This is a genomic window from Helicobacter sp. 13S00401-1, from assembly GCF_002272925.1.
Classification (GTDB): Bacteria; Campylobacterota; Campylobacteria; order Campylobacterales; family Helicobacteraceae; genus Helicobacter_I.
The window spans coordinates 174,996-198,837 of the sequence record NZ_MLAR01000001.1; the positions used below are offsets into that span (position 1 = coordinate 174,996).

Below are 23,842 nucleotides of genomic sequence, written 5' to 3' on the forward strand. Positions count from 1 at the left end.
CTTTTTTAAGTTTTTTTGATTTTATCAAATCTAGCTTATAATTAAGCCTGTGAAGCAACATTAAAAGGAGAAGTACTATGAATATCTTTGAGAAAATTATAAAGGGTGAAATTCCTTGCAAAAAGATACATGAAAATGAAAAATTTTTAAGCTTTTATGATATAGCTCCAAAGGCTCCAGTGCACGCTTTAATCATAACTAAAGCTAGCATAAAAGACTTTAATGAGCTAGATGGTGAAACCATGAAAGATATGACTAAGTTTATACATGAAGTAGTTGATATCTTAGGGGTTAAAGAAAGTGGCTATAGGCTAGTAACTAACACTGGTAAAGATAGCGGTCAAGAAGTGCCACACTTTCACTTTCACTTACTAGGGAAAAAACCACTAAGTGGTAACTTTGCTTAAAAACTTTAAAGTAGTTTTAAAAGCCAAGAATTAGTTTTAGCTAAGTTAAGGTCTATCTTTAACTTAAGCTATATTTAAGCCAAGCAGTGGCACAATTTAGCCCTTATTTGTTTTTCAACTTTTTAAGTATGGCTTGATAGCTCAGTCGGTAGAGCAGAGGACTGAAAATCCTCGTGTCGGTGGTTCGATTCCGCCTCAAGCCACCACTCCTAAATTCAAAATCTTAAATCACAAGTTTAATCCACATCATTTAATCTTTTTATCCCTAGCTAACAAGCTACTAGCTATAGCGTAAAACACATATCAAAAAATTAAAATCCTAGATTAAAGTATCTAACAAAACTTAAGTTTATAAAATAGCTATTCATCAAATAGGTTTGATTAAGCTCGCCCCCATTTTCATTAGGGATACTTCTATGGTTTTCTAAAGTAGCCAGGCCTATCTTAGTAGTTAACTCTACCCTATAGCCTTTTATATTAGTCCCAAGTCCAACTATAACAAAAGGAAGCGCGCCACTTGCTTCAACTTTAGAACTTATAAGTCCAAAACTAAAACCCCCTATGCCATACATCTGAAAGCTTTGTAAGGGTAAGAAATTAACTAAACTTTCTACGCTTGCATCTAGTAGCATAAAAAAGCCTGAGTAGGCTTGATTATTTAAAGCTCCTCTAAGGTAGTTAGCATCAAAGTTAAAAGAAGCTCTAAAACCAAGTATGCTATTCATAAAAGCCATGTAGCCAACCCCTACATTTAGCCCAAAACTTCCGCTATGACCTTTGTAGGTGCTAGTATTTGCTGTCATATCAAGATTACTAGTTTTTATACTATTAATGTTTGAACTAAGACCTGCTTTATAAAAAAGGCCTGAAGAAGGACCATTTATACCAAAAGCACTAAGAGAGCTAAAGCTTGTAGCTAATATGAGCGCTAGTAAAGGGGTCTTTAGTACTTTCATATAGCTACTTTTTGAAAAAGATTAAGGGCATTTTGTGTGCTTTTAGTAACCACATCTTTAACTTCTAGATTCTTAAGACTTGCTATTTTTAAGGCTATTAGATCTAAGTACTTACTTTCATTTCTTTGGCCTCTATAAGGAGTTGGGGCTAAAAAAGGTGCATCAGTTTCAAGTAAGATCTTATCCATACCTAAAAGCTTTATAACATCTTGTAAATCTTTAGCATTTTTAAAAGTACTAACGCCTCCTATGCCGTAATAGAAGTTATTTTGAAAGCTTAAAAGATCAGTATTAGCATTAAAGCAGTGAAAAACTCCCTTTATATTAGGGTAGTCTTTTAAGATCCTAGCTGCATCATTGCTTGCTTCAAAGTCATCTTTAGAATCTCTAATATGCAAGATAACTGGCAAGTTATGCTCTAAAGCAAGCTCTAGCTGGTATCTAAAATACTTTTCTTGCTCATCTTTATGCTCTTTAGTGTAGTAGTAATCAAGCCCACACTCTCCAACTGCCACACACTTTTTATGAGTGATAAAAGATTCTAAAGTATCTTCATTAAAATCTTTTATATCATTTGGATGAACTCCAACTGCAAAAAACACATCATCATACTTTTGTGCTATCTCTATGGCACTAGGCAGGGTGTTTATATCAGCTCCAGGGATGATAAAAGCCTTAACCCCAGTAAGTCTTGCATTCTCTAAAACAGATGTTAAATCTGGCTCAAAATCTTTAAAATCTAGATGTATATGAGTATCTATCATGGTTATATCTCTTTAATATTTAAGTAATAAAAGGACTATTTTATAATAAACATGCAAGCTAGTAGTTTATGCAATCTTTCTTTTAAAAAAGATTGAGTAACTTTACCTACCTTCTTTTTTTTGTTAAAAAATCTAGTTCTAAGTAACCTAGAGGCAAGCAAGCTATAGCAAAAGCTGCTGCTGAGGCATTAAAAACTGAGTAGTCAAAAACAGCCTTAAATCCCATAGTAGAAACTGTAGCAAGGGCTATTAGTAAAAGCAAGATTCCAGAAAGTACTGAAAAAACTTTTAGCTGATACCCAAGGATGATAAAGATAGAAAAAACTATCTCTAAGATAGTCGCACTCCAAGCTAAAAAAGGGATAAAACTCATAGGAACCCAAGGCATAAGAGAGTGTGTGTAGTCAAAAAAAGACTTCATATCACCCCAAAAAGAAAGATCTTTCCTCCAAACTCCTAGCCTATCAAGTGCGGCAGAAAGCATAGCTGAAGCTACACTAAATCTTAAAAATAACTTAGCTAAAAATACAAAAAACATCTTTATCCTTATGTGATAATTTATATTAGATAATAACTCAGAAGTAAAGGTATATGAAGTTTTATTAGCTTTTTTAAAAAAATGGCAAGAAAAATAAGTAGGCCAAAGTAGCCTTCAAGACTAAACTTAAAAAAGATAGCACTAAAAGAAAGCTTATAGTTTAAAAACTCTATCTTTTTAGATTTATAGCTTCTTTAGTTAAGTCATCACCAGTTGTAAAGGCTTTAGCGTTCATTGAGTAGCCTCTTTGCATAAGGATTAAATCAGTTAAAGCAGTGCTTAAGTCAACATTACTTGTCTCAACATAGCCTTGCATGATCTTGCCATTTTTAAGATTAGAATCTTCATCCCAAACTAACTTTGGATCTCCACTAGCTAGTCCTTGCTGGCCATTAATAGTTCTTGGATCTAGGGCAAAAAGATTCCCACCTACTTTTTTAAGCCCTTGGTCATTAGCAAACATAGCAAGGCCTACTCTTCCTATGGCTTCATTTTGTCCATTACTAAAACTTAGGCTAATTATCCCCTCATCATTAATACGAATATCTCTAAGCTCGCCTCTTTCTTTTCCATCTTGCGTAGTTTTATTAATCCTAGAATCTGCATAAGCCTTATTAGAGCTATCTTTTAAAGTCAAAACTATGTCTTTGTTATCTAGAAAAGGTATATCTAAGTCTTTAGTTATAGCTTTACCATTTTTATCAAAACTTATAACACCTTCTGTAAAGTTCTTAGAAACCATCATATGATCGCCACCAAACTCATATATAGCACTTCTAGTATTCCAAGTTTCTGGTGTAGTTTGAGGGCCTGTGTCATCCCCACTATTAACTAAAAGATAGTCTGTTCTTAAAGCATACTTCTTTCCAGTTGAATCATAAACTTCTGTAGTAGTGCTATAAGTTGGTACATTTAGGTTAGTTCCTAATATGCTTTCACCCTTAGCAAAACTATCATTACTCCCATTTAGTCCTAGTCTTTCAAAAAGCTTACCAGCTACTTTTATCTTTAAGGTATCATCATCAGAGTTTTTTAAAACTAAAGTACTTTTTGGATATATAGCTCCTTTAGCATCCCTACTTAAATCCAAATCAAGCCCTGTATCTCTTTGTATAAGATACTGAAGCTGACCTATGGTATGAAACTTATTTTCTGAAGAAGTGCCATCACCATAGCTGTATTTATACTCTTTAACTTGACCATTTTTATCTGTGATAGTTATAGTCCCATCACTATATGCGCTTGGATTTAACATATCTTTATCAGTGTTGGCAATGGCGTTTAAATCTTGGTTAAAAAACCTTGCTTCATTAAACACATGCCCTTCAGTATAAGCACTAACTATGCTTTTAAAATCTTTAGTTCGGTTTAAATTCACATTTAGATTAACTTTAGTAGTCTCAACTGGTGCATAACTTATATCAGGTGGGATGGCTATAGGCTTCATAACTCCAGTTGCTAGCTTTTTAAGGTCACCTTCTGGATCTTGACTAGCTTTAAAAGTATCATTTTGTATCTTGCCTAGGTTTACGCCATAAAGGTAGTAGCCTTGGGCATTAACTAAGTAGCCATCACTATCCATACTAAAATCCCCATTTCTAGTAAAGAAGTTTTGATCTGGAGAGCTTTCTTTATAGCCATTTTTATCTATCTCAAATGTACCATTTTTATCTTTACCAACTACTAGCCAACCCTTACCAGTAAAAGCCACACTAGTAGGATTATCAACCTTTCTTAAGTCGCCTAACTTAGTATCTATGTTATTGCTACCACCTGTGACACCATAGCTAAAATCATTATTAGTAACAGTACTAGAGTTCATAGAATCTAAGTTTTTAGAAAAAAGTGTTTTAAACTCTGGTGTATTAGCCTTGTAGCCATTAGTATTAACATTAGCTATATTATTTGAAATGCTATCTAAGCCAAACTGATGAGTTTTGATTCCAGAAACTGCATTTAATAAAGTGTCATTCATATTTGTTGGCTCCAATATTTACTTATATAGCTTGAAAGCAAAAGCTGTGCCTTTTAGGGAGGCTAGACTTTTAACTTAAATAGGTTTTAAATCTTTGCTTGACTTTGAAGGCTAGAGCTTAGAGGACTTATATTTAAAGGGTTTTTAATACTGCTTAAGGGATCTTTACTAGTTTCAGAATCACTATTTTGAGTACTTGCTACTTGAGTATTACTAGCTGAGTGCTTCTTTGCTTCTTGGGCTTGTTTTTTATTTAACTCTTCTATCTTTCTTATACCTTCTTCTTGAGCTAGATCTCTAGGTGATTTAGTAGTTTGAGGTTTAGTGCTAGTATCTAGTGGATTAGAAATCTTAGCTTCTTCATGGCTAGTTTTAGGGAGGCTAGCTGCAAGATTAGCGCTTGGTAAAGGTATGTCTTTAGAATCTGTTTTAGATTCCATTTTAGGGTTAGAATCCATACTTTCTAGTGGCTTAGTATCTAAGCTTTTATCTATGCTACTTACTTCTTGTTTTAAGTCTTCTAAGGATTTATTTTGATTTATAGCATGGTGTGGGTAAAACTCTATAGCGCTTTTTAGTGGCAATACTAACTCACCTAGTCTCATTAAAGGTGTACCTTTATCAAAGATAATGCTTTGTATTTCACCACGACCAAAACGAGTTTCATTGTACTTATTAGTATGTTCATCAAGATTATACTTAGCAACTATCTTATAGTTACCTTTAGGTACTTGCTTACCATTATCATCTTTACCATCCCATGTAAAGTCTATGTAGCCTTTTTGATTATTCTTAGAATCTAGGGGGATGGTTTTTACTATGTCGTTGTTTTTATCTAGTATCTCTATGCTTGCTTTACCCTTACTTGCATCTATCTTATCATCAAAGTAGAGAGAAAAGTTCACTTTATCACCCTTAAAATCAACCCCCATAACATCAGTTTCTGCTATCTTTCCTATCATAGAAACTGTATTAAGTGAGTTACTTTGTGCGGCTTGGGCCATACTCGCAACACTTTCTTTCATACCTTTATCTAAATCTTCTAGGCTTTTTTTCATCTGTCCTTGAAAGTCTCTTAAGCTAGCATTGGTCTCTTGAGTGCTTTTCATAGCAGAGGCTACTTCTTTCATAGCTTTTTTATTTTCTTCTTGCATCTCTACTTGGGTAAGCTGGGCAGTTTGGGAGATTATCTTATCAGTTTCCATAGGAGCTGTTGGATCTTGATTTTTAAGCTGTTCTAAGAAAAGCTTCATAAAGGCATCTGTATCCATACCATTAGTTAGTTTATGTGAGCTTTCTTTTTTCTTTTCAGCTTGGGCTGCTTCAAAGCCTGTGACTTTGTTTAAATCTATAGCCATGTTAGATCCTTAAGCTTAGTAGTAAGGATCTACAAGCTATATTTGTTCCATTTGCTCTCTTATATAAACCTTAGCCTCTTCTATATCACTAGGTAAATTTATAGGACCTTTAAAATAGTAATCTATAGTACAAAAAGGCTTAGGTATACCAAATCTATCCCAAGTTTTTAACTCCCAAGACTTTGAGTACTTAACCACACATAGATATATAGGGACTTTTGATTTTTGAGATAAAACTATAGCGCCATCTTTTACGTCGTGATAAGGGCCTTTTGGGCCATCTGGAGTTATAAAAAGGTCTTTGCCTTCTTTTAGTACTTTTAAAGACTTAAGCAAGGCTTTAAATCCATCTTGGTTAGTACTACCTCTAATAGACCTAAGTTTAAAAAGCCCTAAAGTCTTTTCTATTAAATCCCCATCATTATGAGTACTAGTTATAAAATATAAATCTTGTATCTTTTTAACTTTGTCATATAAAAAAGGCATCATTAAAAAGTTACCATGCCAACATACTGCTATAAAATTAGATTCTAAAGGGTCTAGATGATATCTCTTCTTAGAGCTAAGATAGATAAGCCACATTAGGATATAAACTAATGGTGGAGCAACTACTCTTAGAATCTTTTTCTTAAGTTTTTTTAACAAGGGCTTCCATATAAAGTAGCATTTCTAACATGAGTTACTTTTATATCTACAAACTCACCTAAGTTAAAAAACTTATCTTCTATCTTAACTAGGCGGTTTGTATCACTTCTGCCTTCGCTAAAGGTTTCTATCTCACTTTGCTTGTTGTTTTCAATTAAGATTTTATGCACTTTGCCAAGCTCTGCTTGTGAGTTCTCAGTTAATATCTTTTTGTGTAAATCTTGAAGCCTTTGAAGCCTTTGTTTTGCTATCTCTTTTGGAACCTTGCCTTCTTCCCATGTGCTTGCTGGTGTAAAAGGTCTAGGAGAGTAGATAAAACTATATAAAGTATCAAATCTAACATATTCTAAAACACTCATAGATTCCATAAAGTCTTCTTCACTTTCACCTACAAAGCCAACTATGATATCAGTGCTTATACCAACATCAGGGAGTAACTTTTTAAGATAGTCTATGCGGTTTAAATACCACTCCTTAGAGTAGCCTCTTTTCATGGACTTTAAAATCTTAGTAGAGCCAGATTGAAGAGGTATATGTATACTTTTACATACTTTAGGATTTTTAGCAAACTCTTCTAAAAAAGCATCATCCATATGCAAAGGATGAGGGCTAGTAAAACGTATACGCTCTATGCCTTCTATCTTAGATAACTCACTTAAAAGCTGTGTAAAGTCTATCTTTGGATGAGGTACGCTAAAGCGTGCGCCATAATTATTAACATTTTGCCCTAGTAAAAGTAGCTCTTTTACTCCACTACTTGCAAGCTTAGAAGCCTCTTTTAGTAATAAATCTAGAGGGATTGAAATCTCTTTTCCCCTAGTATGAGGAACTATGCAATAAGCACAGTGTTTATCACAACCTATGCTTATGTTTAAAAGGGCTTTAAAGTTTGAATTTACATTTTTTGAAAACATATAAAGACTATCATCATAGTCTAAGGCTACTTCAACTGCCTTTGGCTGATGTATAACTTGGCTAATCTTAGAGATATTTCTAGCTCCTAGTACAAAGTCTACATTTTTAGCTTTTTTTAAGATCTTTTCTCCCAAAGCTGAAGCAGTACAGCCACAAACTCCTATCTTTGCACCTTTTTTTTTAATCTTTTCAAAAGCACCTATCTCACTAAAAAGTTTGTTTTCAGGCTTTTCTCTAACTGAACAAGTATTAATCAAGATTAAGTCAGCTTCTTTTACATCTTCTGTAAGAGAGTAGTTTTCTTTCTCTCTAAGCTCAGCTATTAAATGCTCGCTATCTCTTACATTCATAGCACAGCCTAGAGTTTCGATATAGAGTTTTTTTGAAGGTTTAGATTCTAAAAAGTTATGCATAAAATATCTTTGGATTTAAAATCTAAAAGATTAAAGCAAATGAAGTTCATAGATATAGTCTTTTTCATCAAGACCATACTTTATCTCTCTTAAAAAGCAAGTTTTACCTTTTGATGTAAAAGTAGATATAGCTTTTTTTAGATCTTTTTCAGAGTTATCTTTATCAAGATAGAAGATTTTTCCTCTTTTATGTTCATTTGCTATCTTTAAAATATCAGCAAGTGAGCTAATCTTACAGTCTTGTTTTAAGTCCATTTTTGCTAGTTTTAAGTCCATGGTTTTTCCTTATACGTCTAGATTTTTAACATGTCTTGCATGCTCTTGTATGTAGCGCCTTCTAGGCTCTATCTCATCGCCCATAAAGATATTAAATATCTCATCTGTAAGCTCATCATCTTCGATCTTAACTTGTAAAAGTGTACGGTTAGTAGGTATCATAGTAGTTTCCCAAAGTTGTTCTGGGTTCATCTCACCTAAACCTTTATAGCGCTGTATATAAGCGCCCTTCTTGGCACTTTCTTCTATCTCTTCTAAAGTTTCTATCATATCTTTAGAATCTAAAAAATGTAAATCCCTAGCTTTTAACTTTTGATAAATATTTTTAGATTCTATAAAAGTCTTATCATAAAAAAGATCTCTATTAAGTTTTATCTCACTTAAACCAAGACGAGTTTGTACAAAGAAAGTCACATTATGTTCATCTTTATGAGTATTTAAGATATTAAAGTCTTTGGACTTTAAAAACTCTATAAGTTTAGATTCTAAGTCAGTATCTTCTAAGTTTATATCACTTTCTATTAAAAACCTTAAAGCTTCTTTTGTAAAGAAGCGTTTTTCTAAGTCTTGTAAGTTAAGTCTATAGTAGGCTATAAGCTTTAAGATATCTATTAAGTCCTTATTTCCAACACCTTTAAACTCAAAGTTTTCTATGCCATTTTCTATCAAAAACTCACTTAAATTTTTATCATCCCTTAGATAGATTTCTTTTTTGCCTTTTTTATATCTATAAAGTGGAGGCTGGGCTATATAGATATGACCTTGTTCAACCAAAGGCTTAAAATATCTATAAAAAAATGTCATTAAAAGCGTTTGTATGTGAGAGCCATCAACATCAGCATCCGTCATGATTATGATTTTATGATATCTAAGCTTTTCTATATTAAACTCTTCGCCTATACCACAACCAAAGGCAGTTATCATATTTTTAATCTCTTCTGATTTAAGTATAGAATCAAGGCGGGATTTTTCAACGTTTAATATCTTACCTCTTAAAGGCAGTATGGCTTGATAAACCCTATCTCTTCCTTGTTTAGCTGAGCCACCTGCGCTATCACCTTCTACAAGGTATATCTCACAAATCTTAGCATCTTTGCTTTGGCAGTCTGCTAGCTTACCTGGCAAGGTAGCAACTGATAAAGAATCTTTTTTACGAGTTAGATCGCGCGCTTTTTTAGCAGCCTCTCTTCCACGCGCTGCAACTACAGCTTTTTGGAAAATAAGCTTGGCTTGTATAGGGTTTTCTTCAAAAAATTTATTTAACTTTTCATAAGTTAGTTTTTGAATGATTGGCTTTATAAAAGAACTACCTAGCTTGCCTTTAGTTTGTCCTTCAAACTGAGGCTCCATAATCTTAGTTGAGATTACACAAATTAAGCCCTCTCTTACATCATCTCCAGTTACTTTTACATCTTTTTCTTTTGAGTTTGCATTAGATTCTATGTAATTTAATATAGCCCTGCTTAGTCCTGCTCTAAAGCCTGCTTCGTGTGTTCCACCTTCTATAGTTCTTATGTTATTAACAAAGCTTAATAGTTTTTCATCATAGCCTTCATTATAAGCTAAGGCTACTTCTATCTCAGTGTCGTTTTCATTAGCTTCAAAAGTTATGATTTGAGATATAAGCGGGCGTTTGTTTATATCTTCAACAAACTGCTTTAAGCCACCTTCAAACTTATAATCTTCTCTTAATCCAGTTTCTTCATCTATGAATTCAATTTCAATCTTACGGTTTAAATAAGCCATCTCTTTAAAACGCTTAATTAAAACTACTGGATCAAATCTAACAACTTCCATGATCTCATCATCAGGGAAAAACTCTATAGTAGTCCCAGTTTTTCTAGTATTACCAATAACTTCTAGGCCACTAGTTGGAATCCCTTTAGCAAACTCTTGTCTATAAGTTTTACCTTCTTTGTATATGGTCATTATTAGGCGTTTACTTAAAGCATTAACTACTGAAACACCAACACCATGAAGCCCGCCAGATACTTTATAAGTATCTTTATCAAATTTACCTCCAGCGTGAAGCACTGTTAAAACTACAGTAGCAGCAGGTAAGTTTTCAGTAGGATGCATATCTACTGGAATCCCACGCCCATTATCTTCTATTATGGCACTGCCTTCTTTTGTAAGAGTTATTTTTATCTTAGAACAAAAGCCAGCCATTGCTTCATCTATAGAGTTATCAACTACTTCATAAACCATGTGATGAAGACCATTAATGTTGGTATCACCTATGTACATGCCAGGACGTTTTCTGACTGCTTCTAGTCCTTTTAAGACTTTTATATTACTAGCTTGATAGTCATTCATTTTTTAAGGTCCTTGTTTTAGTTAATAGCTAAGTTGATAAAGAGTTCTAAAAAGTTTTGATCTTTTATTAAAAACGGCTTATTTTCACTTTCAAAATAAAAGTTTATAAACTCATTATCTATCTGAGATATACAGTCAAATATATGCTGTACATTCATACCTATGGAAAATTCTTCTTTTACATCAGTTTTAGTATCTATTATGATAGTAGCTGAAGATCCATTTATTCCGCTAAGTGATTTTAAAATTATCTCTTCAGGTTTAAAAGTAACTATTACTTTATCAGTTACAACTAGCACTTTTTTAAGCCCTTTTATTAACTCTTCTTTTCTAACTTTTATTTGAGTTAGATCGTTTTTAGGAAGAGCTTTTTTGTATTCTGGAAAGTTGGCATTAATTAGTTTGATATAAAGCTCTATATTTTCATTTACAACGCCTACCATGTCGTTAATTTTTGTATTACTTTCTTCATTAGTAGAAGAGTTAAGATAAAGGTTAAAGTCGTTATTAAAGATTTTTATAACTTCATTAATACTATTTTTTGAGATTATTACGTTAAAAGGATCCTTATTGCTTTTTATCTCGTTTTCTACTACTGCAAGTCTTTTAGAATCTGTTGCAACTATATCTAGTTTGTTTTCATTAAAGTCTAAAAAGATTCCTTGCATAGCAGGGTGTACTGCAGCTGAAGAGGAGTTACAAGCATGGAGTACTTTTTGTACTGATTTAACTAATAAAGTAGTTTCTACATTTAGTTTTTCCATATCTTGATAGTGATATTTAAATGCTTTGCTTTGATGTGCGTAAATAGGTAGTTTCATCTTGCTTCTACCTTGTTTTATTATCACATACTCATTAAAGAGATCTATACTTACATCTTCATTTGAAAAAGATTTTATAGTGTTAAATAAAAGTTCGCCATTTATTGCACAGATAAAGTCTTCATTACTATTACTCTTAAAGTCTTTTATATCTATAAAGCTTCTTATGTATATGATTTGATTGTAGGCTTCTACTACTAATTTTGCATTTTCTATTCTTAAGAATATATTAGAAGTTATTTCTATAACTTTCTTGTTTAATGCATTTTGTGAGTTTGCTAGAGTGTTTTCAAATAGATTCTTATCTAGTTTAATACTCGCTTTTGAAACTTCCATTTTTTCTCCTATAAGATATATAAAAAATATATTAGTAATAGTATGTGTGTGAATTAATTTTCTAATTCTAACTTTTTTTTGCCTAAAACATCTATTTTATGCATTTTAAAGTTAAAAATATCTAGTTTTAACCTGTGCCAAAACTCTTTGTTTTACTCCCTTTTTACTCACAAGTTACTCACATATTTTTACTTTTTATAAAGTTTTTTAGTTTTTTATCTGGCTTATTATTTCATTTATAACCATTTTTGTTTGTTGATTTTCTTCTATCTCTTTAACTATGGTTTTCATTTGTTTGCTTATGGAGCTGTGGTCTTTCATATTTAGCTTTTTTGCGATACTTGGCATGCTTTCATTAATTAGTGTTCTTAGTATATATACACATACTTTTCTTGCAAAGGCTATATTTTTTAATCTTTTTTTGGATTTTAAGTCAGTTGGCTTTATATTTAGTATTTGGCAGACTGTTTGTATGATGCTATCCATAGTGATATTTTCTTTACTACCTATGTTTATATTTTTTAAAGCATTATTTATCATATTGATATTTATATCTTGACCAGCCATCTCACTATAGACTTTTGCGCCAATTATTATGCCTTCAATCTTTCTCATATCTGAGCCCATGTGATTAGCTATGTAGCTAATTAGCTCTTCACTTATAGATATCTTATTAAGCTCGCACTTTCTTTTTATGATATCCATCTTTGTGGTCATCTCAGGAGGTATTATTTGATTAATTAATGAGCCTTCTATTCTAGATCTAAGTCTTTTTTGTAGGCCTATCATCTCAGCTGGAGAGATATTAGAAGCCATGATAATCTTTTTTTTATCTTTTTGAAGTTGTTCAAAAGTATGAAAGAACTCATCTTGAATCTTTTCTTTAGCATTAAAAAAAGCTACTTCATCAAGTAGTAAGTAGTCACAGTGTCTATATCTTTCACGAAATATATCCATGGTTTTAGTATCAAGACGTTTTATATAGTCATTTAAAAACTCTTCTGCAGTTATAAATATGACTTTTAACTCTGGCTTATTTTTAGTTACATAATTTCCTATAGCGTTTAGTAGGTGTGTTTTACCAACTCCTGTGCTACCATAAATTAGTATAGTTTTGTACTGATAGTCACTATCCATAGCTATGCCCTTGCAGATGTTATAGGCTATCTTATTACTATCTCCTACTGCAAACTCATCAAAGGTTAAAAATTCATTTAGTGAAGTAGTCGTCGCCTTAGTACTAAACTGTTTTGACTTAGTAAAAGTCTTACTAGCATTTACTTGTATCTTAATCTCAGCTTTAACTTTAGTAGTCATTTCTACTATATTTAACATCTTATCAAGCAGGTTTTGTTTTATCCAGTTTGCTATGAATATATTTGGAGTATTAAAGATAATAATAGAGCCACTTGACTTGCTTTCATCATACTTAAGTGTGCTTAAGTATCTAGTATAGTCTTGTGCTGAAATCTCATCTTTTAACTTTTTTAGTATCTCATCCCCATTCATTTATCTTTTACCCCATTCAAACTGAAATCTCTTTTGTGTAGTATATAGTTTTCTCTCAAGTAGTTATGTAAATATGTGCCAAAGTGTAGCTTTTATGTGAGTAAGTCTTAAAAATATGTGCCAAAGTTATAAAAATAAGTGACAAACTACTAGTAAAAATGTGCTAAAACTGTGTCAAACTTTTAAAACTTAAAACTAGATTCTATATTTTAAGTCCCTATTTTAGGGTTTAAAGGGCTTTTGTAAAAAAGGAGATATGTGACTATATTAGGGATAGACCCAGGAAGTAGAAACTGTGGTTATGGAGTTATAAGGATAGAAAATAAAAAGCCTACTTTAGTAGATGCAGGCATCATAAAGATAGAAACTAGGAATCTTCAACATCAAATAACTGAGTTTATAGAAGGCATAGACTTGATATTAAAAAGTAATGCCATAGATGAGGTAGCTATAGAAGATATATTTTTTGCTTATAACCCAAAGACTGTTATAAAGTTAGCACAGTTTCGTGGCGCTATAAGTCTAAAAATCCTCCAAGATGTAGGCAACTTTTCAGAGTACACTGCCTTGCAAGTTAAAAAAGCCCTAACTGGTAATGGCAAAGCTAGCAAGGAACAAGTTGCTTTTATGGTTAAGAGGATATTAAATTGCAACTTTAGCTCTAAGTTCCTTGATGTAACTGATGCCCTAGCTGTTGCCCTTACTCACTTTAATGCTAAAAGGTTTTAAAAATATCTAGTTATGCGTATTTAAACGGCACTCTCTAGCGTTTTTAACAAGGGCTAAATATCGATAAAAAAGATGCATCATCTTAGAGTAAGGCACTATGATAAAAAAGCTTAAAATCGTACTTAAATGTAAAACTAAGATATAAGAAAGCACTGGAGTGGTTCTAAGTAGCATAAGCAAAAGTCCAGTTAGTGCACTTAAAAATAGCATAAAGATTAAAGCATAGTCCACATTTAAACTTTTCACATCTAGTAACTCAGGATCAGCTTTTAGCTTAAGCACAAAAAGCCCAGCACAGCCTATAAGCAAGCTTATACCGCCTATGGTTCCAAAAAGTTTTGGTGCAGATAAAAAAGGATAAGGAGCATGGTAGTTTAAAATGTGATCATAAAAGGCTGCTAGACAAGTAGCTATAAAACAAAGCAAAAAGCCATAAAATGTAAAGTGGTGAAAGTAGCGTCTAAGATTTGATCTATTTTCTCCATTTGGGAAAGTACAGCCTTCATAGTCGTGTCCACCAAGGTTTTTTAAAGTTAGGGCATCTTTTAAGGCACTCATCCAGTCTATAAATCTAACACCACTAAAGCCTATAGACCTTGCAAATTTAACACAGCTTATAACTACTACTATGAGAGTGATTAAAGCAAAGATTCCAAAAAGACTAACCATAGTGTTATAGCTTGTGACTTCATAGAAGTTACCACTTACATCTTTATTAAAACTTCCACTAGTTATACCTATAAATACTGCTAAAACTATAAGTAAAAGCACGGCTGTGACTAGGCCTGCTTTTTCAAAAGCTGAGCTTAGAAACTTTAAAGTGGTAAATTTTTTATAGCTTTCTTTACGCACAGCTGAAAAGTCACGTGCCACTGTTATATCAAACTCATGAGGTGGGGCATACTGGCAGGCATATAAACACTCACCACATTGATGACATAAGTTTGCAAGATAGTCCATATCTTTTATGTCAAAATCACGCCTTTTTTCCATAGCTGGAAAGACAGCACAAAAACCCTCACAATATCTACAAGCATTACAGATTTGACTTAATCTTATTGCCTTATCATAAAGTGCCTTTTTATCATTAATCATTATTTTATCCTTGGATACTTTCTTTATTTATATTAATAGATTCTCTTGATTTATAAGCAGAGTAGCCAGCTATACGCCCAAAAACAGAGCCTATACTCATACCAAAGCCAGCACAGTAGCCCTGCGTTAAGATATTACCCGCCATAATTTCTCCTGCTGCAAAGAGGTTTTGACAAACTTTTCCATCTTCCATGACCACGTTTGCATCCTTTGTGACCTTGACGCCAAGGTAGGTAAAAGTTATGCCCGGACGAAGTGGGTAGCAGTAAAATGGAGGCTTATCTATAGTTTGTGCCCAGTGAGTTTTTTCTATGTCTAAACCTTGTGTATGGCAGTCATCAAGGACGGTGTGATTAAAGTTGCCGGCTATAACGTGAGAGTTAAACTCACTTATAGTGCTTTTAAGGGCATCTTTATCAAGCCCTATCTTATCAGCTAGCTCATCTAAAGTATTAGCAACTATAGGTTCAAAAAGTGGAGGCATGTAAAGTTTTAAGACCTTATGATCAGTTATGGAGTAGGCTATTTGATCTTCTTGCTTTGCTACTAGTCTTCCCCATAGCGCATAACGTTTAGGCCAAAAGTCTTCCCCCTCATCATAGAATCGCTTAGCATCTTTATTAACAACTATACCTAGACTTACGCAGTCTACCCTAGAGGCTATGCCCCCATCATATTTAGGCGCCCTAGCATCAATTGCCACCATATGGCCCTGTGTAGGATCTCCTATAATCTTAGCGCCAGCATCTTTTAAAGCAAAAAGCATCTTGCCTTGATTAAACCTAGTGCCTCTAACTAGGAAGTTTTTTGCAGCATCTCCCCAAGCCTCACGCAGTTTATTAAGATTAGATTCAAAGCCACCACTTGCTAAAACACAAGCCTTTGGCTTAAACACTAAAATTTCATCATTGCAAAGATTTTTTACTTTTAAACTTATAACTTTTCCTTCTTTAATCTCTAAGTCTAGTGCTTCATGCTCATAAAGCACTGTTACTCCTAGTCTTTTTGCTTCTTTATAGTAGGCATTAACTAGTGACTTGCCTCCTCCTAAAAAGAAAGCATTAGTCCTTCCAAGCTGCAAAGTCCCTCCAAAAGAGCTTTGGAATCTTACACCATGGCTTTTAGCCCACTTGACTGCTTCAGGAGTATTTTTTATAACAAAGCGTGCATAGTCTTCATTAGTCTCACCCTTTGTCACTTTATAGATATCTTCAAAAAACTCATCTTCACTATAAGTATCTGTTAGAACATCTGTTGGGCCATAGTGCATGGAGCGAAGATTCCTAGTGTGTTGTGAGTTGCCGCCACGCCACGCCTTTGGAGAGCTTTCTAAGACTATGACACTAGCGCCATTTTCCCTAGCACTAATTGCTGCACTTAGGGCTGCATTCCCACCACCTACTACTAAGACGTCACAGTTTATCTCTTTAGTTACTTGTTCCATTCTTTCTCCCTTGCTTTATCATAAATCCCACCTTTTCTAAAGACTATAATGGATGCTATAAATGAGCAAAGTGCCGCAAAAGTTAGCCAGTAAGCTGGGCTTGCTGCACTTTTTGTTGAGTCTATTAAAAGTTCGCTTACTACTGGAGTAAAGCCTCCAAAGATGGCCACAGCTATAGAGTAAGCAAAGCTAAAGCCAAGTGCTTTTATCTCTTTTGGCACAAACTCAGACAAGGCCACTACCATAACTCCGTTGTATGCACCAAAGATAAAGCTTAACCAAAGCTCGACTAAAACTACTTTGCCAAAGCTAACATCCCCGCCGGTTAAAAAAGTAAGAGATGGATAGGCTGTTATAAGCCCTAAGATAGTCATAACTATGATTATAGGTTTTCTGCCTATCTTATCGCCTAAGTAGCCTGATACAAGTAGCCAGAAAAGATTACTTAGGCCTATGATTGCAGTGATAGTAAAGGCATCAACTTTATTAAGACCTAAGGCACTTGTAGCAAAGCGTGGCGTGTAAGCTGTGATAAAGTAAAAAGTCACAGTAGTCATCATTACAAACATGATGGCTAAGATTATTATCTTCCAGTTTTGAACTAGACTAAGAAGCATGGCACTTAAAGTCTTAGGGGCTTTATGTGCTATAGATGCAAACTCTGGGGTTTCTTCAAGGGAGCGACGCATATAAAGTATTAAAGGGATAATCATAACGCCTATGAAAAAAGGTATCCTCCATCCCCAGTGGCTAGTTATATTATCTCCCATTAAGTAAAAGATTCCAAGGCCTATAAGTCCTGCAAAGACAGTAGCGATTTGTTGACTACCACTTTGCCAGCTAACATAAAAGCCTTTTAGTCCTTTTGGCGCAACCTCTGCTAAATACACACTAGCCCCACCTACTTCAGCCCCGGCTGAGAAGCCTTGAAGTAAACGGCCTATGACTACGATGATTGGCGCTAGGATGCCAATTTGCTCATAGCCAGGAGTGGCAGCTATGGAAAGTGTTCCAAGGGCCATGATGCTAAGGGTTAGTAAGAGGCCTTTTTTACGTCCAAACTTATCCATAAAAGCACCTAGGAAGATAGCCCCAAGTGGGCGCATTAAAAATCCAACTCCATAAGCTAGAAAGCTTTTTAGAACTGCTAGGGTGTCGCTATGTGAAGGGAAGAATGTTTGGGCTATAAATGCCGCATAGAATCCATAAACTGCAAAGTCATACATCTCCATAAAATTTCCACTTGAAATCTTAAAGATAGTACTTGCTTCTTTCCTTTTTGAACGCTTGGGTGGTTCATCTTGTAACTCTTCTTGCATCACTTCCTCCATAAATTTTTGGGTTATATTTTGATGATAAAAATACTTTGTTAGTTTTGTTACTACTTTCCCATGTAAATATAAGTTAGCATTTTAAGTGTTACTATTTTTTACTATTAAAAATCTGGCTTTGCTTTTAGAATCTAATATTTAGTTAAATATTATTTTACTTATAAGCTACTAAGACTCTTATTTTTGGTATTTAATAATACTTTGCATTACTATGATTAGGATGTGGCACAGCAAAGTAACGTTACTACACAAAATTATAGACATAGAAAATAAGTCCCACTAAATCAACATTAGCATCTAGTCTTGCACTAAGTCTTTATATAGTCTTGCTTTAAGTCTTACTATATCAAAGTCATCTAGTTTGTTTATAGGTTTATTTAGGTCTAGCCTTATACTATCTAGTAAGGTTTTAGTTCCTTCTTTGTCACAGTAAAAACTAACATCTATATAGTTAGTATCTATGCTAACTTCTATAGTTTTTTGTGCATTAAGTGTAGGCACAAAGGTTACAAAGTTTGCAAGTTCTGATTGTAAGGCTAGGATTATTTTAAAGTTAGGGGAGTTAGAATCTACTTTAGTATCAAAGGCATAGTTAGGCTTTTTTAGATTAAGCTTATAAAGGTTAGCTAGGGTGCTTAGGTTATTAGTAGTGTTAAGATTTAAGCTTTCTAGGGTTAGATTAGTAGTAAGGGCTTTTTTGGCTAAGCTATTAAAGATATCTTTATCTTTTAACTTAACTCCACAAGAAGTGTTTAAAGCTAGGGCTTTTTCTTTATAGCTTGCTACTTTTTCATTTAACTGCTTTTCTAGGCTAAGGCGGCTTAAGCGTACTCTTATAAAGACTTCTTTTTGGCCATTAAGCTTTAAGTTTTTAACCTTATCTACTTCTATGTTGCTAAGGTTATTTATCTCTGTACTTAGGTTTATATTTTGTGCTTGTTTATCAGTGGTGATGCCATTTTTTGTATCACTTAGGAAGTTTTGGTTTGACTTAAGTGTTAAGTCTATGTTGCTTGCTAGGTCATTAATGGCACTTTTTTTAGCATCTTCATAGTTTGTTCCACTTGCTACACCATAGAGAAAAGACTTATCTTGAGGAAGACTAAAACCACTAAAACTATTACTACATGCTATAAACATTAATCCTAGCAAAACTAAAAAAGCACTTTTCATAACTTTCTTCCTTATATAAGCCTGCTCACGCTTTAAGTAGTATAACATGCTACAATCTTGCCATATACAGCCTAAGAGCCTTTTTAGGGACTAGAATCTATATTTGCACAAGGATATACATGTTATATGTGGATGACTTAAAGTTTTTAACTGAGAAAGATTTTGCAAGTGAAGATGTCTTTATTTTAGAGCTACAAGGATTAGCTAGCAAGATATGGCATGAGTGTTATAAAGGGATACTAACCAAAGCACAAATAGACTACATGTTAGAAAACTTTTACAGTAAAGAAAGTTTACTAAAAGCCTTAGATGAAGGCTATGTTTTATATATCATAAAGCAGCAAAATATTAGCCTAGGCTACATAGGATTAAAGATAGCAAAGTGTGACTTTGTTAGCGAAAAAAGCAGTGCTTGTAAAAAGTCAGTTTTTATAGATAAGCTTTATATAAAAAAAGAGCATAGAGACAAGGGTGTTGCAACTAAGATCATAAAAAGCCTAGCTTCTAGCTTTAAGATCATCTGGCTTTATGTCAATAAAAACAATATTAATGCCATTAAGTTTTATGAAAAGTTTGGGTTTAAAAATATCTACTCTACTAAAAAAGACATAGGAGAGGGCTACTTTATGGATGATTATGTTTATGTTTATGAAAGTTAGAATCTTTTTTTTACTACTATGTTTTTTACCCTTAAGTTTAGTAGCCTTAAAAGCAGATGATGAGTTAAACGTTCACAACAACGAGGTTGTAAAACACTTTAGCAAAACCTCGCCTAAAAGCATGGGTTTTATAGGGGTTTATGCAGAGATTCCAGCGCTTTTTGATAACTGGGATAAAGTTAAAGGCATAAGCAATTATGGCTTTTCAAGCGATCTTGTAAAAGCTAGTCTTAAAGGAAGGGAAAAACAACTTATAGATTTTAGTGATTCTCACTCAGAAGCTTTAAATGCTGAGCTACTTTTAAAGCTAGATATAGACTTGCTTGTGATGTATGGCAAATCTCCAAAGTTAGATTATCTTTATAACACTTTGCATATTGATACCTACCTTACTAACTGGACTAGTGTAGAAGATATCATGAAAGATGTAAAAAACTTTGGGCTTATATTTCACGAAGAAAAAAAGGCAACTGAGTTTATAAATGAAAGCAAAAATATATACCATTTAATAGATTCTAAAACTAAGGGCTTAAAAAAAGCACGCGTTGCTTATATCTTTAGAGAAGTTAATATAGTAAGTGGAAGAGAAGGACTTGATAGCTCTATCTTAAAGTATGCTAATGTAGAAAATATCGCCCTGCCTTATGTCAAGTCTAATAGGGGCTATATAGAGCTAGAAAGGCTTATAAAGCTAGATCCGGAGTATATTTTTATATGGTGGGTAAGTGGGCTTAGTCCGCAAGATTTATATAAAGATAAAAGGCTTCAAAGTATAAAAGCAGTTAGGGAAAAGAAGGTTTTTAAGATGCCTGGTATTGATATAGGTGGACCTAGGATGGCATTAATCTCTCTTTTTGTGGCTGATAAAGCCTATCCAAAAGCCTTTAAAGATGTGGACTTAAAAAAGATAGAACAAAGCTACTATGATAAACTTTTCCCTAACATTGATAGAACTAAGATTCATTATATTTTTAACTAAAGGATTAAAAGCATGCTTACAAAGCGCATCATCCCCTGCCTTGATATAAAAGCTGGAAGGGTTGTAAAGGGAGTTAATTTTGTTGGACTAAAAGATGCTGGCTCTCCTTTAGAGGTCTCACGAAGATATAACGACATGGGGGCTGATGAGTTAGTGTTTTTAGACATTAATGCAAGCAGTGAAAATAGAAGTGCCACTTTATCTACCATACAAGAAGTAGCAAGTAGTGTTTTTATCCCTCTAACCATAGGTGGTGGAATCTCATCAGTTAAAGATATATCCGTGCTTTTAAATAATGGCTGTGATAAGATAAGCCTTAACTCTAAAGCCCTAGAAAACCCACGCCTAATAGAAGAAAGCGCTAAAGCCTTTGGAAGTTCTTGCGTAGTAGTAGCAGTAGATGTAAGGTGGGAAGGGAGTTACTTTGAAGTCTTTAGCCACGGAGGAAGGACTAATACAAAACGCAAGATGAAAGAGTGGTTAAAAGAGGTTCAAGACTTAGGCGCTGGAGAGATACTACTAACTTCTATGGATAAAGATGGCACTAAGTCTGGTTTTGATCTAAAGGCCCTTGATCTGGCAAGTAGTGTTTTAGATGTGCCATTAATTGCTAGTGGTGGGGCTGGGAAAAAGGAGCACTTTTTAGAAGTTTTTAAAAACTGTGATGTAGATGCAGCCTTAGCAGCAAGCGTTTTTCACTATCATGAGATAGATATAACCGAGCTAAAAAGCTATCTAAAAAGTAATGGCATAGAGGTAAGACTATGACTTTTTTTTGTGCTGGTGATAATAGTGGTGATAAAAAAGCAAGTGAAAATTTTAGCTTTGCTAAGCCAATTGGCATAGGGTTAATCCAAAGTGCTATTAACCTTACAAGATACTGCTTGTTAAATCCAAGCTTAGAATCTATAGTCTTTATAGGCAGTGCTGGAAGCTATACTAAAGACTTACAAATTGGCGAGCTTTGTATCTCAACTAGTGCTTTTAATATAGAATCTTGTTTTATAAAAGGCGCTTGCTATACGCCTATAGAAAATCATGTAGAGCTAGAAAACTTAGAGCTTAAAAGCTTAAAGCACCTAAAAAAAGTAAGTATTAACTCAAGTAATTATATAAATACAGATGAAAACATAAGCAAGGCCTTAGCTTCTGCAAACATAGCCTTAGAAAATATGGAGTTTTTTAGCGTTCTTTCTGTGGCACAAAGTTTTAATCTCCCAGCCTTTGGAATCTTTGGCATAACTAACTATGTAGGTAAAGAGGCTTTTAGTGAGTTTAGGGCTAATCACGCACATGTAACAAAACTTTTAGAATCTTTTGTGCAAAAAGAGATACTGGATAAAAGGCCTTAAATGGAGTCAATTTATAATCAAACTTATGAAGCCTTAAAAGAAAAGTATGGCTTTAGGGCAACTCAGATTTATAGTTGGCTTTATCAAAAATACGCGCTTGATTTTGATTCTATGAATATTAATAAAGAGCTAAAACTAGAGCTAAAGACAAACTTTTGCATCTCTCACATAACTCCAGTTGAGATTAAAAAAAGTGTGGATGGCACTAAAAAGTATCTTTTTAAAACGCAAGATAACCTAAGCTTTGAATCTGTTTTTTTAAAGATGAAGGAAAAAAAGAAGAATGCTGAGGGCCTTATCATAGAAAGTGAAAAGTATACCTTTTGTGTGTCCTCTCAGGTGGGCTGTAAGATGAATTGCAGTTTTTGTTTTACCGCAAAAGGAGGCTTTATAAGGAATCTAAAAGCTAGCGAGATAGTAGAGCAAGTAGTGGCACTAAAAAGGGACAATGGGATTGAGGCTTTTAAAAGTGTGAATATAGTCTTTATGGGCATGGGTGAGCCACTAGATAACTTAAAAGAAGTAACGCACGCTATAAATATTATCTCTTCAAAGTTTGGTTTAAGTATAAGCCCAAAACGTATAACTATATCAACTTCAGGAGTAGCTTCTAAGATAAAAGAGCTTAGTGAGTTAGATTTAGGTGTGCGTTTAGCTCTCTCACTTCACGCAGTAGATGATGAGTTGCGCTCCAAACTTATGCCCTTAAATAGGGTTTATAACATTAAAACTGTACTAGATTCTATAAAAAGCTTTAAGCTAGATAAAAGAAGTAGAATCCTCTTTGAATACTTAATCATCAAAGATGTAAATGACGACTTAAAAAGTGCAGCAAAACTAGTAAAACTTTTAAACCCCTTTAAAGCTAAGGTTAATCTTATCCCTTTTAACCCCCACGAAGGAAGCAGCTATCAAACTCCTAGTATGGAGGTAGTGGAGCGTTTTTCAGACTTTTTATATTCTAAAGGATTGCTAGCAACTATTAGAAAGTCTCGTGGTCAAGATATAGATGCTGCTTGTGGACAGTTAAGAGAAAAGCACTTAAAAGGTACTAAAGAAGGCTAAAAACTAGCCTTAAATCCTACTTTGCCATCATGCTTGTAAAGCCTACTCTAATAGGTAGAGGGATAGGACACAGCGACATGAAATATAAAAGCTTATTAAAACCACCTGGTACTGAAAAAAGCTTTCCTTTTTTCATATCAGCTACAGCAACTTTTGCTACTTCAGTAGGAAGCATGGCGTGCTTGAACATGCCTTTACTTTGGACTTTGGCTGTTTTTTCAAAGTTAGTCTTAGTAGCCCCTGGCATAAGGATAGTGACTTTTATATTTTGTTCATATCTTAGGCCTATGGCTAGATTTTTCACATAGATCTTAGATGCGCCATAAGCTGCAAGCTTAGGAAAAGGTGAAAGGGCTGCTAGGGAACTTACAAATAAAATCTTAGATTCTAAAACCTTATCGTCTGAAGCTACAAGCATAGGAAGCAAGGCGTTAGTTAAAAGCGTTAGGGCTTTTATGTTTAAATCTAGCATATTAGCAAGCTCGCTTCTTTCTTGATCCATAAGCTTGCCATAAAGTCCAACTCCAGCGTTATTTATAAGATAACTTAGTTTTATATCATGCTCTCTTATAAAGCCTAAGATCTTATCTATAGCATTTTCTTCATTTAGATCTAGGGCTAGACTTAAGGCCTTAATCTTATAGTTTTGTGTTAGGGTGGTTGCTAGGTTTTCTATAGATTCTTTATCTCTAGCAATTAGTACTAAAGGCACACCAAGACGTGCTAACTCATCTGCCATGTTTTTACCTATGCCGCTACTTGCGCCAGTTATTAATGCAAACATAT

Annotated in this window: 23 protein-coding genes and 1 tRNA gene; 8 read left to right on the forward strand and 16 right to left on the reverse strand. The window is 33.9% G+C overall.

Annotated elements, in window-relative coordinates:
- Window positions 1-77 precede the first annotated feature (77 nt).
- Together BKH43_RS00875 and BKH43_RS00880 are read left to right on the forward strand one after the other, a co-directional pair.
- Window positions 78-407, forward strand: coding sequence for a histidine triad nucleotide-binding protein (locus tag BKH43_RS00875; RefSeq protein WP_095227541.1), 330 nt, complete (start codon window positions 78-80; stop codon window positions 405-407).
- 130 nt (window positions 408-537) lie between these two features.
- Window positions 538-613 (forward strand) — tRNA-Phe (locus tag BKH43_RS00880).
- A 105-nt stretch (window positions 614-718) separates the two neighbouring features.
- Here the strand turns inward: BKH43_RS00880 and BKH43_RS00885 are convergent.
- From BKH43_RS00885 to dnaA, 11 genes are all read right to left on the reverse strand, one after another.
- A complete protein-coding gene (locus BKH43_RS00885; protein WP_095227543.1) occupies window positions 719-1,363 on the reverse strand; it encodes a hypothetical protein in 645 nt (214 codons plus the stop codon).
- The gene (locus BKH43_RS00890) at window positions 1,360-2,127 is read right to left on the reverse strand and encodes a TatD family hydrolase (protein ID WP_095227545.1); all 768 of its coding nucleotides are present in this window, start codon (window positions 2,125-2,127) and stop codon (window positions 1,360-1,362) included. The genes BKH43_RS00885 and BKH43_RS00890 overlap by 4 nt, the downstream gene beginning before the upstream one ends.
- 106 nt (window positions 2,128-2,233) lie before the next feature.
- The gene (locus BKH43_RS00895) at window positions 2,234-2,665 is read right to left on the reverse strand and encodes a DoxX family membrane protein (RefSeq protein WP_095227547.1); all 432 of its coding nucleotides are present in this window, start codon (window positions 2,663-2,665) and stop codon (window positions 2,234-2,236) included.
- 169 nt (window positions 2,666-2,834) lie between these two features.
- Window positions 2,835-4,640: a flagellar hook-basal body complex protein gene (locus BKH43_RS00900; RefSeq protein ID WP_095227739.1), complete on the reverse strand. Its 1,806-nt coding sequence runs from the start codon at window positions 4,638-4,640 to the stop codon at window positions 2,835-2,837.
- A gap of 86 nt (window positions 4,641-4,726) precedes the next feature.
- Window positions 4,727-5,998, reverse strand: coding sequence for a flagellar hook assembly protein FlgD (gene flgD / locus BKH43_RS00905; protein ID WP_095227549.1), 1,272 nt, complete (start codon window positions 5,996-5,998; stop codon window positions 4,727-4,729).
- 36 nt (window positions 5,999-6,034) lie between these two features.
- Window positions 6,035-6,643 (reverse strand): lysophospholipid acyltransferase family protein, encoded by a 609-nt coding sequence (locus BKH43_RS00910; protein ID WP_095227551.1) that lies wholly within the window; start codon window positions 6,641-6,643, stop codon window positions 6,035-6,037.
- Window positions 6,637-7,971: a tRNA (N6-isopentenyl adenosine(37)-C2)-methylthiotransferase MiaB gene (gene miaB / locus BKH43_RS00915; protein ID WP_095227553.1), complete on the reverse strand. Its 1,335-nt coding sequence runs from the start codon at window positions 7,969-7,971 to the stop codon at window positions 6,637-6,639. Before miaB ends, BKH43_RS00910 begins: the two co-directional genes overlap by 7 nt.
- 30 nt (window positions 7,972-8,001) lie before the next feature.
- Window positions 8,002-8,247 carry an HP0268 family nuclease gene (locus BKH43_RS00920; RefSeq protein WP_095227555.1) on the reverse strand — a complete coding sequence of 82 codons (246 nt, stop codon included), beginning with the start codon at window positions 8,245-8,247 and terminating at the stop codon, window positions 8,002-8,004.
- 9 nt (window positions 8,248-8,256) lie between these two features.
- Window positions 8,257-10,563, reverse strand: coding sequence for a DNA topoisomerase (ATP-hydrolyzing) subunit B (gene gyrB, locus BKH43_RS00925; protein ID WP_095227557.1), 2,307 nt, complete (start codon window positions 10,561-10,563; stop codon window positions 8,257-8,259).
- 17 nt (window positions 10,564-10,580) lie between these two features.
- Window positions 10,581-11,720: a DNA polymerase III subunit beta gene (gene dnaN, locus BKH43_RS00930; RefSeq protein ID WP_095227559.1), complete on the reverse strand. Its 1,140-nt coding sequence runs from the start codon at window positions 11,718-11,720 to the stop codon at window positions 10,581-10,583.
- Window positions 11,721-11,927: 207 nt separating this feature from the next.
- Window positions 11,928-13,229: a chromosomal replication initiator protein DnaA gene (dnaA, locus tag BKH43_RS00935; protein WP_095227561.1), complete on the reverse strand. Its 1,302-nt coding sequence runs from the start codon at window positions 13,227-13,229 to the stop codon at window positions 11,928-11,930.
- A 258-nt stretch (window positions 13,230-13,487) separates the two neighbouring features.
- On the opposite strand from dnaA, the gene ruvC reads away from it, so the two are divergent.
- Window positions 13,488-13,958 (forward strand): crossover junction endodeoxyribonuclease RuvC, encoded by a 471-nt coding sequence (gene ruvC, locus BKH43_RS00940; protein WP_095227563.1) that lies wholly within the window; start codon window positions 13,488-13,490, stop codon window positions 13,956-13,958.
- Between the two features lie 6 nt (window positions 13,959-13,964).
- On the opposite strand, the gene tcuB is transcribed toward ruvC, so the two are convergent.
- The 4 genes from tcuB to BKH43_RS00960 all read right to left on the reverse strand — a co-directional run bounded on the left by tcuB (window position 13,965) and on the right by BKH43_RS00960 (window position 19,001).
- Entirely contained in the window at window positions 13,965-15,053 is a 1,089-nt protein-coding gene (gene tcuB, locus BKH43_RS00945) for a tricarballylate utilization 4Fe-4S protein TcuB (protein WP_095227565.1), read from the reverse strand.
- A 4-nt stretch (window positions 15,054-15,057) separates the two neighbouring features.
- Window positions 15,058-16,497 carry an FAD-dependent tricarballylate dehydrogenase TcuA gene (gene tcuA, locus BKH43_RS00950; protein ID WP_095227567.1) on the reverse strand — a complete coding sequence of 480 codons (1,440 nt, stop codon included), beginning with the start codon at window positions 16,495-16,497 and terminating at the stop codon, window positions 15,058-15,060.
- Window positions 16,485-17,816 carry a tricarballylate/proton symporter TcuC gene (gene tcuC / locus BKH43_RS00955; RefSeq protein ID WP_095227569.1) on the reverse strand — a complete coding sequence of 444 codons (1,332 nt, stop codon included), beginning with the start codon at window positions 17,814-17,816 and terminating at the stop codon, window positions 16,485-16,487. The genes tcuA and tcuC overlap by 13 nt, the downstream gene beginning before the upstream one ends.
- A 309-nt stretch (window positions 17,817-18,125) precedes the next feature.
- The gene (locus BKH43_RS00960; RefSeq protein WP_095227572.1) at window positions 18,126-19,001 is read right to left on the reverse strand and encodes a hypothetical protein; all 876 of its coding nucleotides are present in this window, start codon (window positions 18,999-19,001) and stop codon (window positions 18,126-18,128) included.
- A 119-nt stretch (window positions 19,002-19,120) separates the two neighbouring features.
- On the opposite strand from BKH43_RS00960, the gene BKH43_RS00965 reads away from it, so the two are divergent.
- The 5 genes from BKH43_RS00965 to rlmN are packed head-to-tail and all read left to right on the forward strand — an operon-like array spanning window position 19,121 to window position 23,056.
- Window positions 19,121-19,660 (forward strand): GNAT family N-acetyltransferase, encoded by a 540-nt coding sequence (locus tag BKH43_RS00965; protein WP_095227574.1) that lies wholly within the window; start codon window positions 19,121-19,123, stop codon window positions 19,658-19,660.
- Complete coding sequence (locus BKH43_RS00970) at window positions 19,638-20,639, forward strand: ABC transporter substrate-binding protein (RefSeq protein WP_172402276.1); 1,002 nt, start codon at window positions 19,638-19,640, stop codon at window positions 20,637-20,639. Before BKH43_RS00965 ends, BKH43_RS00970 begins: the two co-directional genes overlap by 23 nt.
- A gap of 12 nt (window positions 20,640-20,651) precedes the next feature.
- Window positions 20,652-21,407, forward strand: a complete 756-nt coding sequence (gene hisF, locus BKH43_RS00975) for an imidazole glycerol phosphate synthase subunit HisF (protein ID WP_095227578.1) — start codon at window positions 20,652-20,654, stop codon at window positions 21,405-21,407.
- Window positions 21,404-21,991 (forward strand): purine-nucleoside phosphorylase, encoded by a 588-nt coding sequence (locus BKH43_RS00980; RefSeq protein WP_095227580.1) that lies wholly within the window; start codon window positions 21,404-21,406, stop codon window positions 21,989-21,991. The genes hisF and BKH43_RS00980 overlap by 4 nt, the downstream gene beginning before the upstream one ends.
- A complete protein-coding gene (rlmN, locus tag BKH43_RS00985; RefSeq protein WP_095227582.1) occupies window positions 21,992-23,056 on the forward strand; it encodes a 23S rRNA (adenine(2503)-C(2))-methyltransferase RlmN in 1,065 nt (354 codons plus the stop codon).
- Window positions 23,057-23,072: 16 nt separating this feature from the next.
- Here rlmN and BKH43_RS00990 read toward each other — a convergent pair whose 3' ends face one another.
- Window positions 23,073-23,840, reverse strand: a complete 768-nt coding sequence (locus BKH43_RS00990; RefSeq protein WP_095227584.1) for an SDR family NAD(P)-dependent oxidoreductase — start codon at window positions 23,838-23,840, stop codon at window positions 23,073-23,075.
- Between the last annotated feature and the right edge of the window lie 2 nt (window positions 23,841-23,842).

What these genes read in the sequence shown, in the direction of transcription:
- BKH43_RS00875 (WP_095227541.1), top strand. Translation starts at nt 78, where the DNA reads ATGAATATCTTTGAGAAAATTATAAAGGGTGAAATTCCTTGCAAAAAG.
- BKH43_RS00980 (WP_095227580.1), top strand. Translation starts at nt 21,404, where the DNA reads ATGACTTTTTTTTGTGCTGGTGATAATAGTGGTGATAAAAAAGCAAGT.
- tcuA (WP_095227567.1), bottom strand. Translation starts at nt 16,497, where the DNA reads ATGGAACAAGTAACTAAAGAGATAAACTGTGACGTCTTAGTAGTAGGT.
- BKH43_RS00900 (WP_095227739.1), bottom strand. Translation starts at nt 4,640, where the DNA reads ATGAATGACACTTTATTAAATGCAGTTTCTGGAATCAAAACTCATCAG.
- dnaN (WP_095227559.1), bottom strand. Translation starts at nt 11,720, where the DNA reads ATGGAAGTTTCAAAAGCGAGTATTAAACTAGATAAGAATCTATTTGAA.
- BKH43_RS00970 (WP_172402276.1), top strand. Translation starts at nt 19,638, where the DNA reads ATGTTTATGTTTATGAAAGTTAGAATCTTTTTTTTACTACTATGTTTT.
- BKH43_RS00960 (WP_095227572.1), bottom strand. Translation starts at nt 19,001, where the DNA reads ATGAAAAGTGCTTTTTTAGTTTTGCTAGGATTAATGTTTATAGCATGT.
- dnaA (WP_095227561.1), bottom strand. Translation starts at nt 13,229, where the DNA reads ATGAATGGGGATGAGATACTAAAAAAGTTAAAAGATGAGATTTCAGCA.
- hisF (WP_095227578.1), top strand. Translation starts at nt 20,652, where the DNA reads ATGCTTACAAAGCGCATCATCCCCTGCCTTGATATAAAAGCTGGAAGG.
- flgD (WP_095227549.1), bottom strand. Translation starts at nt 5,998, where the DNA reads ATGGCTATAGATTTAAACAAAGTCACAGGCTTTGAAGCAGCCCAAGCT.
- BKH43_RS00965 (WP_095227574.1), top strand. Translation starts at nt 19,121, where the DNA reads ATGTTATATGTGGATGACTTAAAGTTTTTAACTGAGAAAGATTTTGCA.
- tcuB (WP_095227565.1), bottom strand. Translation starts at nt 15,053, where the DNA reads ATGATTAATGATAAAAAGGCACTTTATGATAAGGCAATAAGATTAAGT.
- rlmN (WP_095227582.1), top strand. Translation starts at nt 21,992, where the DNA reads ATGGAGTCAATTTATAATCAAACTTATGAAGCCTTAAAAGAAAAGTAT.
- BKH43_RS00895 (WP_095227547.1), bottom strand. Translation starts at nt 2,665, where the DNA reads ATGTTTTTTGTATTTTTAGCTAAGTTATTTTTAAGATTTAGTGTAGCT.
- BKH43_RS00890 (WP_095227545.1), bottom strand. Translation starts at nt 2,127, where the DNA reads ATGATAGATACTCATATACATCTAGATTTTAAAGATTTTGAGCCAGAT.
- tcuC (WP_095227569.1), bottom strand. Translation starts at nt 17,816, where the DNA reads ATGCAAGAAGAGTTACAAGATGAACCACCCAAGCGTTCAAAAAGGAAA.
- BKH43_RS00885 (WP_095227543.1), bottom strand. Translation starts at nt 1,363, where the DNA reads ATGAAAGTACTAAAGACCCCTTTACTAGCGCTCATATTAGCTACAAGC.
- BKH43_RS00990 (WP_095227584.1), bottom strand. Translation starts at nt 23,840, where the DNA reads ATGTTTGCATTAATAACTGGCGCAAGTAGCGGCATAGGTAAAAACATG.
- miaB (WP_095227553.1), bottom strand. Translation starts at nt 7,971, where the DNA reads ATGCATAACTTTTTAGAATCTAAACCTTCAAAAAAACTCTATATCGAA.
- BKH43_RS00920 (WP_095227555.1), bottom strand. Translation starts at nt 8,247, where the DNA reads ATGGACTTAAAACTAGCAAAAATGGACTTAAAACAAGACTGTAAGATT.
- gyrB (WP_095227557.1), bottom strand. Translation starts at nt 10,563, where the DNA reads ATGAATGACTATCAAGCTAGTAATATAAAAGTCTTAAAAGGACTAGAA.